Here is a 13,902-nt window from a genome sequence, read left to right as displayed (position 1 = left end):
ATCACTCATCCTTGCCTTCGACGCGAATCAACGTCGTCGGCTCTGAAATAAATGCCATCTGATTGATCGCCCGCAACGCCGTTTGGACATCGCGCTCTGTCGCAGTATGGGTCTTGATCACGACGGGAACCGTCTGTCCTTCGCGGCGCCCCTGCTGAAGAACCGACGAGATACTGATGCCGCACCGGCCCAGTTCCCCTGCAATCTGCGACAACACCCCAGGGCGATCCAGGACCATAAACCGGAGGTAATAGAGCGAGCTGATCTCTTCCATCGGCCGCATACGAAGCGGACGCCGCTGATCCTGCTTAAATGAGGCGGGTGGCACTCGCCCAGCCGCTCCTTGCAACTGATTACGCGCGATGGCGATGAGATCGCCGACCACCGCACTGCCCGTCGGCATCGACCCCGCACCACGGCCATAGAGCACCACATCGCCCACCGCATCGCCGACGAGTTGAATCGCGTTGTAGACCCCTTCGACTTGAGCGATCGGAGACGAAGACGGCAGCATCGTCGGATGCACGCGGGCCTCCACTTCGTTGCCCACCAACTTGGCAATCCCGAGCAGCTTGATCGTACAGCCGAACTCTTTGGCGTACGCAATATCGAGCGGCGTAATATGCGTGATCCCCTCGGTGTACACCTCTTTCACATTCACCGGTGTTCCATAGGCCAGCGCCACCAGGATCGCCAGCTTATGCGCCGAATCGATACCGGCCACATCGAAGGTCGGATCCGCTTCGGCATAACCGGCCTTCTTCGCTTCGTCGAGGACTGCCTCAAAGTTCTGACCTTCATGGGTCATACGCGAGAGAATATAATTGGCCGTCCCGTTGATGATCCCGTAAATGGATTGGATGGTGTTCGCCGCCAGCCCCTCTCGCAAGGCCTGGATAACGGGAATCCCCCCTCCCACGCTCGCTTCGAACCCCAGGTCGACTCCCTTGCTGGACGCCGCGGCAAATATTTCTTCCCCATGTATCGCCAACAAGGCCTTATTCGCCGTGACGACATGTTTCCCGGCTGCAATGGATTCCAGAATGATGCGTTTGGCAAAGTCGCAGCCTCCGACCAACTCCACGACGATATCGATCGAGGGATCGTTGAGAATCTGCTTCGCATCAGTCGTGAGCAGGCCTGGTGGCAGGGTCAGTCCGCGGTCGCGCGTGACATCGAGATCCGCAATTCGAACGAGTTCGATCGGCACACCGACCCGACGGCTGATCAAGGCGGCATTCTCCAAAAGAATCTTCGCGACACCCGTCCCAACCGTACCGAATCCGATGATGCCGACACCCACACGCGCAATCATTCTTCCGCCCCCCCAAGCTTCAGGGCCTTGCGAATACCGCGCACGGCTTGCCTTGTGCGATGCTCATTTTCGACAAGGCCGAACCGCACATATTCATCCCCGCCTTCCCCGAACCCGATCCCGGGAGACACCGCCACTTTCGCCTCGCGGAGCAGAAGCTTGGAGAACTCCAACGAGCCCATCGATCGATAGGGCAACGGAATCCTGGCCCAGACAAACATGGTGGCCACGGGCTTCGTCACCTGCCAGCCGATGCGATTCAGGCCGCCGACCAACACATCCCGGCGTTTCTGATAGCGCAAGACCGTCTCTTTGACACATTCTTGTGGTCCATTCAGCGCAATGACGCTGGCAATCTGCAGAGGCTGGAAAATGCCATAGTCGAGGTAACTCTTAATCTTGGCCAGAGCGCCAACAACCTCACGATTGCCGCAACAGAAGCCCACCCGCCAGCCTGGCATATTGTAGGCCTTCGAGAGGGTATAGAACTCGACGCCGATATCTTTCGCCCCAGGAACTTGCAAGAAGCTCGGCGCCTTATATCCGTCGAACACTAGGTCCGCATATGCCAGGTCATGAATGACAATGACGTTATGCTCTTTGGCAAAGGCGACAATTTTCTTAAAAAACTCAAGATCCACCACGGCAGTGGTGGGGTTATGCGGAAAATTGATGACCAAAATCTTCGGCCGCGGGAACGTCTGGCGGTAGACCCGCTGTAAATCGTCAAAGAAGTCACTGTCCTGGCGCAACTCGATTCCGCGAACCTCTCCCCCTGCAATGATAAAACTGTACATATGAATCGGATAGCTCGGCGTCGGCGTCAGGACCACGTCGCCTGGACCGATCAGCGCCAAGGCCAAATGCGCTAACCCTTCCTTGGAGCCGATCGTTACAATGGTTTCGGTCTCAGGATCCAGATCGACGTTGTAATTCCGCTTATACCACCCCGCGATCGCCTGCCGCAGTTTGGTGATGCCGCGCGAGGCCGAGTAGCGATGGTTTTTCCCCTTCCGCGCCGCCTCAATCATCTTCTCGACGATATGACTCGGCGTCGGTTGGTCAGGGTTGCCCATGCCGAAATCGATAATGTCTTCACCCTGTTGGCGCGCCTCGAGCTTGAGGCTCTGCACCTGGGCAAACACATACGGCGGTAGCCGTTTGATGCGATAAAATCCGTCGCCTAGTCCCATCGTATCCCTTATCGACAATTCATGTATGCAGGAAGGCGCACAGAAACCGCCCGCCGCTCTATCAGGGGACCTATTCTAATGGCGAGGGGCGCGTCGAGTCAAATTATCCCGTGATTCTGTGGGGTTCGACATTCCGACCCTTCAAACTGACAGAACCAGCACAGCACCGACTTCCCCTCCCAATCCTTGCCCCTCCCAGTCTATTTCTGTTACAACTGGAACGCGTTCGCACTCATCGCGCAACTCAACTTCTTCTTGCTTTACATCGCCAAACGGAGGATCCGTGCCACGACTTGGGGTGAACATCGACCATGTGGCCACGTTGCGGCAAGCCCGTGGCGGAACCGACCCGGACCCTCTTACTGCCTCCGTGCTGGTGGAATTGGCCGGCGCCGACGGTATTGTCGTTCACCTCAGAGAAGATCGGCGGCATATTCAAGATCGCGATCTTCGTCTCTTGCGAGAGCTCATCCGTACCAAGCTCGATCTGGAGATGGCTGCCGATGAGACCATGGCCAAAATTGCCCTGACCATCAAACCTGATATGGTCACGCTCGTTCCGGAACAACGCCAGGAACTCACGACCGAAGGAGGCCTGGATGTAGCCAGCCACAGAGATCGCATCCAACAGATCGTCACCATGCTCCATGATGGCGGCATTCCCGTCAGCCTCTTCATCGAACCGGATTTGGCTCAGGTCAAAGCCGCGCACCGAGTCTCAGCAGACTTCGTCGAGCTCCATACCGGTCGTTATGCGAATGCCAAGCGCTCGAAAGAAGCCGATGCCGAAGTCGAAGCCATTACACAGGCCGCGAAACTCTCGTACAAGCTGGGCATGGGCGTCAACGCCGGACATGGCTTGGACTATCGCAACGTGACACGGTTGCTGAACATTCCTGAAATCGTCGAATACAACATCGGTCACAGCATCATTGCCCGCGCAGTGCTGGTAGGCCTCGACCAAGCCGTCAGGGAAATGAAAGCGTTGCTCGGGTAACCCATCGTGCCGCAGTATCACCCTCGCTCCTCCATGGACCACACGATTCGCCCTTGTCATGACATTGCAACGTAGCGAAACGATGTATCTCCTCCCCGCACCCACCCGATTCCTCATGCGGTATCGATCCCGCACGCAAGGCCACAGATGAAGATTGTGACGGGAGCCGAGATGCAGTCGCTCGATCGCCGCACGATCACCGAGGCGCATATTCCCGGTGCTGTCTTGATGGAACGGGCCGGCGAGGGCATTGTCAGGCATCTGGAAGAGCATTATGGGCCAGCACAAGGCAAGACCATCACCATCCTCTGCGGAAAAGGGAACAATGGAGGAGACGGATTGGTTGTGGCTCGCCTCCTGCGCCGCCGACGCGCAAAAGTACACGTGATACTCCTCACGCCGATCACCGAGCTCAGCCGCGATGCCACAACCATGTATCGTCGACTCGTTCGGGTTGCAGGACGAGCCGCAACTGTTCGCTTCCGCTCCACTGACCAGACACGATCCCTTCTCGCCTCCAGCGACATCCTCGTCGATGCCCTCCTTGGAACCGGATTGTCCTCCGAAGTGACCGGGACCTACCGTGAAGCCATCGAACTCATCAACGGAGCCGGGAAACCCATCATCGCCATCGATCTCCCGTCCGGTCTCCATGCCGACAGCGGCGCCATCCTCGGTCAAGCGATCCGCGCCACGTTGACCATTACGTTAGGCCTCCCAAAACTCGGGCTCTATGTCGGGGCAGGGATCGACCAGGCTGGCGTCATCCGTATCGTCGATATCGGCATTCCCTCTGCTTTTGTGGAGGCTATCGAGAGCCGGACATCCCTCCTGACAAGCGACAGCGCCTTCAACGCTCTCCCGGAGCGCCGGCTCTCCGCACATAAAGGGACCTTTGGCCATGCAGGGATTATTGCAGGCTCCGTGGGAAAAACCGGCGCAGCGGCCTTAGCCGCTCAAGCGGCTCTCAGAATCGGATCCGGCCTGGTGACCGTCGCCACCCCCAGCAGCGTCAACGACGTATTGGAGGCCAAACTGCTGGAAGCGATGACCCTGCCGCTCCCGGAAACGAAAGCACGGACATTGGCTCGCTCAGGACTCGATCGTGTTGCCGCCTTCATCCAGGCACGTACGGCAATCGCCATCGGCCCTGGACTCTCGACCCATCCTGAGACCGTTGAACTCGTGCAGGCCTTGATGAAATATCTGGATCGGCCCTCCGTCCTCGATGCCGATGCGCTCAACGCGTTGACTGGCCGCGTGTCGTTGTTGACCGAATGTCAGACGCCGCCCATTCTCACTCCGCACCCCGGCGAGATGGCTCGGCTCGACGTTGATGCCACCACGCAGAGCGTCAACGCAGACCGCATCGGTACGGCCAGACGGTTCGCCCGAGAGCGCGGTGTATTCGTCGTCTTAAAAGGCGCACGAACCGTCATCGCCCGCCCTGATGGACTTGTCGCCGTTTGCCCGACCGGGAATCCCGGCATGGCCACGGCTGGAACCGGCGATGTGTTGACCGGCATGATTGTCGGCCTACTGGCACAAGGGGTTCCCGCATGGGACGCCGCCTGTGCCGCCACCTATTTTCATGGGTCAGCCGGCGACATGGCCGCCCGACAACTCGGGCAGGCCGGGATACTTGCCCGTGATCTGATTGCCCAGATTCCCTATGCGCTCCAGCGAACCACAACGATTGAACGTCACTAAGCCTGCCAAGGCAACAGAGCCTGCCGCTCGCCGACGCGCCGCGTCGAGCCTGCCGTGGAAACTGACCTCCTCCTCGCACCAGCAGACCGACTGGTTAGGCCAAGTGCTCGGACGTACGCTTCAAGGAGGGGAAACGATCGCACTCTACGGACCGCTCGGAGCCGGCAAGACGGCGCTCGTTCGCGGAATCGCGCAGGGCCTTGGCGCATCGCCGACTGCAGTGACCAGCCCGACCTTCGTCGTAATTCACGAATACCAGGGGCGGCTGTCACTGGCCCACATGGATTGGTACCGCATCCGCTCGCTCCGCGAGCTTGAATCAACAGGTGTGATGGAGTATTTATCCGGCCAGACCGTGACAGCCATCGAATGGGCGGATAAGGGGCTTGACCTGCTGCCGCAGGACCGGATTGAGGTGACCCTGAGTCATCGAACCGCGCAGAGTCGATCGATTCAGTTGCATGCGACGGGTCCGACGTCTGAGGCTGTCCTCACGCGAGCGCGCAAAACGCATCAGGCACCACCGCACCAAGGCTCGGACAAGAAGGGGGCAACGAGGTCATGATAAGGCTGATTCTGGTCGGGGTCCTCCTCCTCCTCTCCCTGGCATTTTTCCTTCAAAATCAGGAACAGGAAGTGACGCTCCGGTACTTCTTCGGTCTGCTTGAAGCCTCAACGCCGATCTACAAGCCTATCCTCACTGGATTTGCGGTGGGACTGTTGGTCTCCGGCATTCTGCTCTTTCCTCCATGGGTGAGAGGCCGAATCGAACTCCGCCGAAAAACCAAAGCGCTGCAAGAGGCTGAAGTGGACTTAGAACGGCTACGCCTCTCGCTCGACAAAGTCACCGGCCGCTCTCCAACGACAATGATCGTCGAACCACCGAGAGACCGACATGATGAGTGACGCAGACGCCTCACCGTTAATGCGGCAATACCGGGAAATCAAACGCGGGTATCCCGACGCCATTCTGTTATTCCGCGTCGGCGACTTTTACGAAATGTTTTACGAGGATGCGCAGGTCGCCTCAAAACTGCTCTCCATTGCCCTCACGTCTCGCGACAAAACAAGCGCCACCCCCATTCCATTGTGTGGCGTGCCGTACCATGCCGCGCAAGGTTACATCGCGAAGCTCCTTAAGGCCGGACGAACCGTCGCACTCTGCGAACAGGTGGAAGACCCGAAACTCGCAAAGGGTCTCGTACGCCGAGAAGTCGTTCGTCTCTATACGCCTGGCACATTGGTCGATACCGAATTCCTTTCTCCCAGCGAATCGCATTTCCTAGTCGCGGTCGCCTTCTCCGACGCTATAGGCTCATCTGCCAAGGGACAATCCATCATTGGGCTGGCCTGTCTGGATGTCTCCACGGGCGAGTTTTGGATGACGGAGTTCCAGGGGGCGCAGGCGGAAACCCAGCTCATGGATGAACTGGCTCGACTAGAACCGCGTGAAGTCCTGCATCAAGATTCCACGACAGATGCCGGAACCTGCCTGACTCACCTGCGTGGGCCCCGCCTCTGCGCACAACCTTCGGATGCCTTCAATCCCAAAGATGCCGCGCAACTACTCCAGACACAATTTGCGGTGCAGTCGCTCGACGGATTCGGCTGCCGCGGCCTGACCGCCGGGATCGGAGCCGCCGGATCGATCCTGCGATACGTTCGTGAGACCCAGCCGACCGCCTCGCTCGCACATCTCCGCCGTCTGCACACGCGCTGGAGCAGCGACTCCATGCATCTGGATAGCGCCACGATTCGCAATCTCGAACTCGTGCGGCCGCTCGGCTTCGGCGAGCCCCGGTCGGGGCAGAACCAGTCGACGGTCCTGTCGGTGTTGGACCGTACCGCGACGGCGATGGGCAGTCGCCTGTTGCGTGACTGGCTCGTCAGGCCACTCCTCGATCGAGGCGCTATTCAGGCCAGGCTCGACGCAGTCGGCGAGTTGAAAGACCGGATACAACAACGGGTGTCGCTCAGGACCACACTCCGCGATGTGCAAGATATCGCCCGTCTCAGTAGCCGCCTGACGCTCGGCGTCGCAGGACCTCGCGAACTACTCGCACTGAAACAATCCGTGGGCGCCCTGCCAGAATTACTGTCCCACCTCCAACCCTTCTCCGCTTCGCTGCTGGCTGCTGTCCGTGAATCCTGGGACGACTGCTGCGATGTTCATGACTCGATTGAGCAGGCCATCAAGCCGGAGGCGCCGCTGTCTCTCCGTGACGGCGGTGTGATTCGGGAGGGATACCATGCCGGAGTCGATGAACTGCGCAAGGCCAGCACCGAAGGCAAGGGCTGGATCGCCGCGCTAGAAGCCAAAGAACGGGAACGAACGGGAATCGATTCGTTAAAGGTTCGCTACAATCAAGTGTTCGGCTACTACATCGAAATTACCAAGACGCACCTCTCCCGCGTCCCGCCTGATTACATTCGCAAACAGACGCTGGTGAATGCCGAACGGTTCATGACAGCGGAACTGAAAGAGTTGGAAGAACGGGTCACAGGCGCTGAAAGTAAACTGCTGGCGCTCGAGCAGGAACTGTTCGATCAGGTCCGCAGTTGTTTAGCGCACGAGGTGCCTCGCCTTCAAGCGATGGCCCAGACCGTTGCGTTACTCGACGTCCTCGCCGGTTTGGCCGAGACCGCCGCCTTGCATCGCTACGTCAAACCGCTCGTCGATAAGAGCGGCACGATCCACATTCGAGAAGGCCGGCACCCTGTCGTGGAACAGCTCAGCAGTGATCTCACCTTCGTGCCCAACGATACCGCCCTCGACTGTGAGGGCAACAGGCTGGTGATCCTCACCGGGCCCAACATGGCGGGAAAAAGCACCTATCTCCGCCAGGTCGCACTGATTGTTTTGCTGGCGCAAATCGGGAGTTTCGTCCCGGCAACCGAGGCCCATATCGGACTGGTTGATCGAATTTTCACGCGTGTCGGCGCTTCAGACAACCTATCAGCGGGCCAGAGCACCTTCATGGTGGAGATGATCGAATCGGCTCATATCTTAAACAGTGCGACCTCCCGCAGCTTGATTCTCCTGGATGAGATCGGTCGGGGAACCAGCACCTACGATGGACTCAGCATCGCCTGGGCCATCGCGGAATATATTCAAGACCGCCAGCACGTGGGAGCCAGAACCTTGTTCGCCACGCATTATCACGAGATGACGCAACTGGAAGGGTTACGGGAAGGGATTAAAAACTATTGCGTCGCGGTCCAGGAACGGGATGGAGACGTGGTCTTCTTGCGCAAGATTATACCGGGCGGCGCAGACCGCAGTTACGGTATTCACGTGGCCAAACTGGCAGGACTCCCTCCCGCGGTCATCGCCAGGGCGCAACAAGTCCTTGCCCAACTGGAACAACCGGATGCCACCATTGAGGGTACGCCCGTATCCTTGGAGAAAGAGACACCACAGGCCTCACTGCCCAAACCCCATCCAATCATCGAGGAAATGAAGCAAATCGACCTCTTCTCCATGACGCCGCTCGATGCACTCAACCGCCTCGCTGACATCCAACGCCGGATCGGCCCTGCAGGCCAAGACGATCTCGACACATAAGAAAGGCGGCATCCCCTTTCGGAGATGCCGCCTTCCCAAACAACAACTCGCTTAGCTTAGTGAGCAGCCGCGGCCTTGTTATACTCCGCGGTCCAAGGGATCAGGCCTCCAATAGGCTGACCACCTGGGAGCAACACATCGTACAACATGGGGACAAGGGCCCCATCCGGAGATTTCGGTGAAGTATTGAGCTGCTGCTTCGCTGCGGCGCAGCCTGCTTCAACTTCGCTCTTTCCTGTACATTCCTTCAAGCGAAGGGCAGAGATACTGAGCGGCTTCCCCATAGAACCAGCAACTTCCGGGAGCTTCTTGACCGAAGAAATAACCCGGTGGTTCTGCTCAGGCTCCGTCGCGACAAACTCAATCAGGTCTGTCGTGCTGGAGGGCGGCACTTCTTTAGCTGCAGCGGGCCCGGAATGCACGCGGCCCATCTTCTTCAACTCTTCCCAGGCTCCCTTGTCGGCGTAGAACTTGAGGTTCTTGCCCGGGTGAATCTTCTGCCAAAAGAGGCCACTCTCGGCATTTCCGCCGAATACGGCCACATTGATCCAAACCGCTTCATCGTAGGGATCGAGCACAATAACGCGACCCTGGATAGTGGTCGGCTTGCTCAGATCTCCCCACTCAAAACGCTCCTGGAACGACTCGATGGCAAACGCAGTGGAGGCGACGGATACCCCCAGCGCTACAACGGCCACCATGGCCCAACCTTTCGCATGAAACTTCATAATCGCGTCCTCCTTGCTGGACATAAATGAATTAAGGCTTGTCGAGGTCGATTACTTAATAACCTTAAACCCGGTGATCGTCCGACCGTCCAGGCTCACTTCCATGGCGACGAGCTCCTGAGAGGCCTTGATGATCTGGTCCATCAACGCTTTGTCCTTCACTGCCAGACGAACGGTCGTGGCAGCATGGTACCAACCGGAATAAGGATTGTTCTTATCGGTTCCGCCCACAAAACCCCAGCCGCAGCAAGAGAACAATGGATCTGGCGGCTTCACATCGAGATCGGAAGATGAACGGCCCGACGGGGTCCCTGACGCCGGCTCACCGGTGTTCCAATATTGAATCCCGAAAAGCAATTCGCCATCTGGATTGTCCGCCCATTGCGACCAGACACGACCCTTCAAGGTCTTGGCGACTTCACCCTTCATCGGCTTTCCGCCGACAATGTTATCGGTTGGGCCAGTCACTTTGGGGGCATCGGCCGCAACGGCAAATTCAGCCGTCAACATACCGAACATGGACAACATTGCCACGGAGGCTAAAACTGCAACCCTTTTCATACCTAGTCCCTCCTTCATAAAAATAACAACCGAAATAACCGATGACACTAGTTTAAGTGCGATGAATGAACAGAAACAGTTTCAGAGCTCCTCCAATCACGAGCGATGGGTTTCGCCACCTCCTTTGCTGTCTCTCGCGTTGAGTCCCTCGATTGAGAATCGTTGTCAAAAAGTTCCGTCATGGTACTGAAACCACGAAATACTGTCAAGGAAATGTTTGCTCTGTGCATAACTTCGAATTTAGTCATAATAAATATTATTAATCAAATGCTTACGAAAATTAGTTCACTCGAAATTTTTACCATATTTGAGTGCTCAACTCGCATCTATTAGAAAATTCTCATCTGTACGACTGAAGCGTACCTGGCGCGAGAGGACCCAACCCGGTGATGGCGAGTGAGTCTACCTTGAAAAATTGACGGCCCACGTCGAACATCTGCTCTTCGCTCACACGATCAATGCGCGCCAACATCTCGTTCATCGACGTATGCTTTCCGTATGTCAATTCGTCCTTGGCCAATTTACTCATGCGGCTATGCGAACTCTCCAGACTCAACATGAGGCTGCCCTTCATCTGGACCTTCGCCCGCTCAAGCTCTTTTCCGACAACGCCTTTGCTCCCCAGCCGTCTGATTTCACGGCAGACAAGATCCACCACGCGATCCACTTCTTTCGGCCTAGTCGCCGCATAGACGGTGATCATGCCGCCGTCAGAATAGCCGGACAAGTAGGAGTAGACGGAATAGACAAGACCTCGTTTCTCACGGACTTCCTGAAATAATCGCGAACTCACACTGCCCCCTAACACACTGTTCAGCGCATATAAGGCATACCGATCCTGATGTCCGGCGGGAACGCCTTTGAGGCCTAGACATAGATGGACTTGTTCTAGCTTCTTCTTCTTCAGCAGGACACCGCCGCGCAAGTCAGGAGGACGGCGCCCGTTGACAGGAGTCGCCTTGGCAGATCGGCCCTTGCCGAAATACTTCGCGACCAAGAGATCAAGCTTGCCCTGCGCAAAGTTTCCGGCAATCGACACCACGGTCTGACTCGAATCGTAGTGGGTCTCGATATAGCTCAGCAGATCCTGGCGTCGCAGCCCTCTGACCGTCTTCTCCCGGCCCAAGATAGAGCGACCGAGTGGGTGACGCCCCAGTACCTGCCCCATGTGGAGCTCTTGCACGAGATCTTCCGGGTCATCCTGCACCATGCGGATTTCTTCCAGGACGACCTGTTTTTCTTTTTCGATGTCTTTGGGTACGAACCGGGAATGGTGAAACAGATCGGAGAGGAGCTCCAATGCTTGAGGCAGCTGCTGATCCAGCACCTTCACGTAATAGGTCGTCGTCTCACGCGAGGTGAAGGCATTCATCTCTCCGCCGAGTGCGTCGATTTCGCGCGAAATCTCGGCGGAGGTACGCTTGCGCGTTCCCTTGAAGAGCATGTGCTCGATAAAGTGGGAATAGCCCGCTTGGGGAGACTGCTCGTCCCGCGACCCAGTGTTAACCCATACACCGACGGTCACCGACTTTAACGTCGGTATCCGTTCGGTTACGACCCGCACCCCGTTGTCCAGGACGAGCTTGCGATACAAGGCAGTTACCCGGCTGATGGATCAGGCGTAGCGGCCCCAGCCGGAGCCGGCATGGCTTCCTTGCGGCTCAGGCGGATCTTCCCTTGACGGTCCACTTCCATGACCTTCACCAAGATTTGATCCCCTTCCTTCACCTCGTCGGATACCGCTTGGACCCGATGGTGTGCCAACTGTGAGATATGCACCAGCCCATCGGTTCCCGGAAGGACCTCGACGAACGCGCCGAAATCCATGATCTTTCGAACCGTGCCCATGTAGATCTTTCCGATCTCGACCTCTTCGGTAATCCGGCTGATCATTTCTTTGGCCTTCTCGGCCGAAGCGCCGTCGACCGACGCGATCGTCACAGTTCCACTGTCATCGACATTGATCTTGACCCCGCAATCCGCAATGATACCGCGGATCGTCTTGCCGCCCGGCCCGATGATTTCGCGAATCTTGTCCTGCTTCACCTTCATCGTGAAGATCCTGGGCGCGTAAGCCGACAGGGTGGTTCTCGGCGCTTGGAGAGCTTTTTCCATGCAACCCAAAATGTGTAACCGTCCGGCTTTTGCCTGCTCCAATGCCTTCTGCATCAAGGCCGACGTAATGCCGCCGATTTTGATATCCATCTGGAGGGCCGTGACGCCCTGCCTGGTTCCGCAGACCTTAAAGTCCATATCGCCCAGGTGATCCTCGAGCCCGAGAATATCGGAGAGAATCATGACCCGGTCGCCCTCTTTGATCAATCCCATCGCGATCCCGGCCACGGCTTTGCTGACCGGCACGCCGGCATCCATCAACGCAAGGCTCCCGCCACAGACGGTCGCCATCGACGACGACCCATTGGATTCGAGGATGTCCGACACGATACGAAGCGTATAAGGAAAGGCTTCCTTGCTCGGAATGACCGGGGCCAATGCCCGTTCCGCTAACGCACCATGACCCACTTCCCGGCGTCCCGGCGAGCGAAGAGGCCGCGCTTCACCGACACTGAACGGCGGGAAATTGTAATGGAGCATGAAGGTCCTCATGTACTCCCCTTCTAACGCATCGATTCGCTGTTCATCGTCCGAGGTCCCCAAGGTGACCACGGCTAAACTTTGGGTCTCGCCTCTGGTGAAAATCGCCGAGCCATGTGTCCTGGGCAATGCGCTGACTTCGCAGGTAATCGCACGGATATCAGCCGGGCCACGTCCATCCGCCCGAGATCCCTTCTCCAGGATCATGTTCCGGACTTCGGTATATTCCAACTCATGGAACACCAGCTTGACGTGCCGCTCCCGATTCGGATCGTCTGCGCTCTTGAGCTTTTGGACCGCGTCATTCTTGACCTCGTCCAACCGCTCCTGCCTGGCCGCTTTATTGGGGATCATGATGGCATCACGGATACCTTGCGCCACCAGCGCCTTCACTTGCGCCGCAAGCGCGCTGTCGATCTGCTCCTTCGCCACCTTTCGCTTGGGCTTGCCGGCAAGGGCTTGCAGTTCGCGAATCTTGGCCACAATCTTCTTGATCTCGCTATGGGCGAGTTCGATCGCTTCGAGCATGATGGCTTCGGACAGTTCGTTCGCCCCTGCTTCGACCATCATGACCGCATCGGCCGTCCCCGCCACTACGAGGTGCAACTCGCTCTTCGCCACCGTCTCAAGATCAGGGTTGACCACGAACTTGCCGTCCAGCCGCCCGATCCTCACGCCCGCGATCGGATTATCGAACGGAATATTCGAAACGGTCAGGGCAGCAGAGGAGGCGATAATGCCGAGGATGTCGGAGGAGCCGGTCTGATCGGCCGAAAGAACTGACGCAATGACTTGGGTCTCGAAATAATAGCCCTCAGGAAAGAGCGGGCGGAGCCCCCGATCAATCTGCCGGCTGGTCAGCACGGCCTTTTCCGATGGACGAGCTTCTCGCTTGAAATACCCGCCGGGAATCTTTCCGGCTGCGAATGATTTTTCCTGATAATCGACGGTGAGGGGGAGAAAATCGATGCCTGGCTTGGCAGTCTGTGACGCAACAGCCGTCGCCAAGACGACCGTGTCGCCGTACGTAGCCCAAATCGAACCATCTGCTTGTCGTGCCACACGACCGGTCTCGAGTCGCAAGATGCGCCCCGCAACCTCTATTTCAACTGTGTGTACCATCTGAGTCTCCTCTGGTTAGGCCCCACAGATGCCCACAGAGAGGGACTCGAGCGATGAGGAACACTCCAGTCTCTGTCCGTGTTCACCTGTGCGACTGACGACTACGGTCCCGCTGT

The 13,902-nt window shown here is 57.6% G+C and carries 11 protein-coding genes; 5 read left to right on the top strand and 6 right to left on the bottom strand.

From position 1 onward, the window contains the following. Window position 1: 1 nt before the first annotated feature. Both Q8N00_03405 and alaC read right to left on the bottom strand, forming a co-directional pair. Window positions 2–1,315 carry a homoserine dehydrogenase gene (locus tag Q8N00_03405; protein ID MDP2381832.1) on the bottom strand — a complete coding sequence of 438 codons (1,314 nt, stop codon included), beginning with the start codon at window positions 1,313–1,315 and terminating at the stop codon, window positions 2–4. Beyond that, entirely contained in the window at window positions 1,312–2,508 is a 1,197-nt protein-coding gene (gene alaC, locus Q8N00_03400) for an alanine transaminase (GenBank protein ID MDP2381831.1), read from the bottom strand. Before alaC ends, Q8N00_03405 begins: the two co-directional genes overlap by 4 nt. A 283-nt stretch (window positions 2,509–2,791) precedes the next feature. On the opposite strand from alaC, the gene Q8N00_03395 reads away from it, so the two are divergent. From Q8N00_03395 to mutS, 5 genes are all read left to right on the top strand, one after another. Beyond that, complete coding sequence (locus Q8N00_03395) at window positions 2,792–3,505, top strand: pyridoxine 5'-phosphate synthase (protein MDP2381830.1); 714 nt, start codon at window positions 2,792–2,794, stop codon at window positions 3,503–3,505. Between the two features lie 147 nt (window positions 3,506–3,652). After that, a complete protein-coding gene (locus Q8N00_03390; GenBank protein ID MDP2381829.1) occupies window positions 3,653–5,215 on the top strand; it encodes an NAD(P)H-hydrate dehydratase in 1,563 nt (520 codons plus the stop codon). Next, window positions 5,178–5,780 (top strand): tRNA (adenosine(37)-N6)-threonylcarbamoyltransferase complex ATPase subunit type 1 TsaE, encoded by a 603-nt coding sequence (tsaE, locus tag Q8N00_03385; protein MDP2381828.1) that lies wholly within the window; start codon window positions 5,178–5,180, stop codon window positions 5,778–5,780. The genes Q8N00_03390 and tsaE overlap by 38 nt, the downstream gene beginning before the upstream one ends. Then, on the top strand, window positions 5,777–6,121 hold the full coding sequence (locus tag Q8N00_03380) for a LapA family protein (protein MDP2381827.1): 345 nt from the start codon (window positions 5,777–5,779) through the stop codon (window positions 6,119–6,121). Before tsaE ends, Q8N00_03380 begins: the two co-directional genes overlap by 4 nt. After that, window positions 6,114–8,780, top strand: coding sequence for a DNA mismatch repair protein MutS (gene mutS, locus Q8N00_03375; GenBank protein MDP2381826.1), 2,667 nt, complete (start codon window positions 6,114–6,116; stop codon window positions 8,778–8,780). Before Q8N00_03380 ends, mutS begins: the two co-directional genes overlap by 8 nt. Before the next feature lie 56 nt (window positions 8,781–8,836). Here the strand turns inward: mutS and Q8N00_03370 are convergent, their stop codons facing one another. The 4 genes from Q8N00_03370 to pnp form a co-directional block, all read right to left on the bottom strand. Beyond that, window positions 8,837–9,508, bottom strand: coding sequence for a hypothetical protein (locus Q8N00_03370; protein ID MDP2381825.1), 672 nt, complete (start codon window positions 9,506–9,508; stop codon window positions 8,837–8,839). 51 nt (window positions 9,509–9,559) lie between these two features. Then, window positions 9,560–10,069, bottom strand: a complete 510-nt coding sequence (locus Q8N00_03365) for a hypothetical protein (GenBank protein ID MDP2381824.1) — start codon at window positions 10,067–10,069, stop codon at window positions 9,560–9,562. A gap of 340 nt (window positions 10,070–10,409) precedes the next feature. Beyond that, a complete protein-coding gene (locus Q8N00_03360; GenBank protein MDP2381823.1) occupies window positions 10,410–11,663 on the bottom strand; it encodes a pitrilysin family protein in 1,254 nt (417 codons plus the stop codon). Between the two features lie 5 nt (window positions 11,664–11,668). Continuing rightward, window positions 11,669–13,786 carry a polyribonucleotide nucleotidyltransferase gene (pnp, locus tag Q8N00_03355; protein MDP2381822.1) on the bottom strand — a complete coding sequence of 706 codons (2,118 nt, stop codon included), beginning with the start codon at window positions 13,784–13,786 and terminating at the stop codon, window positions 11,669–11,671. Window positions 13,787–13,902 lie beyond the last annotated feature (116 nt).

It is taken from the genome of Nitrospirota bacterium, from assembly GCA_030684575.1.
In the GTDB taxonomy this organism is placed as follows: domain Bacteria; phylum Nitrospirota; class Nitrospiria; order Nitrospirales; family Nitrospiraceae; genus Palsa-1315.
Note: the sequence above shows the minus strand (reverse complement) of the source record. Positions and strands in the feature narration are given on the sequence as shown.

Coding starts and splice junctions, on each gene's coding strand:
- pnp (MDP2381822.1), bottom strand. CDS start 13,786: ATGGTACACACAGTTGAAATAGAGGTTGCGGGGCGCATCTTGCGACTC.
- Q8N00_03365 (MDP2381824.1), bottom strand. CDS start 10,069: ATGAAAAGGGTTGCAGTTTTAGCCTCCGTGGCAATGTTGTCCATGTTC.
- Q8N00_03405 (MDP2381832.1), bottom strand. CDS start 1,315: ATGATTGCGCGTGTGGGTGTCGGCATCATCGGATTCGGTACGGTTGGG.
- tsaE (MDP2381828.1), top strand. CDS start 5,178: ATGCGCTCCAGCGAACCACAACGATTGAACGTCACTAAGCCTGCCAAG.
- Q8N00_03370 (MDP2381825.1), bottom strand. CDS start 9,508: ATGAAGTTTCATGCGAAAGGTTGGGCCATGGTGGCCGTTGTAGCGCTG.
- mutS (MDP2381826.1), top strand. CDS start 6,114: ATGAGTGACGCAGACGCCTCACCGTTAATGCGGCAATACCGGGAAATC.
- Q8N00_03380 (MDP2381827.1), top strand. CDS start 5,777: ATGATAAGGCTGATTCTGGTCGGGGTCCTCCTCCTCCTCTCCCTGGCA.
- Q8N00_03390 (MDP2381829.1), top strand. CDS start 3,653: ATGAAGATTGTGACGGGAGCCGAGATGCAGTCGCTCGATCGCCGCACG.
- alaC (MDP2381831.1), bottom strand. CDS start 2,508: ATGGGACTAGGCGACGGATTTTATCGCATCAAACGGCTACCGCCGTAT.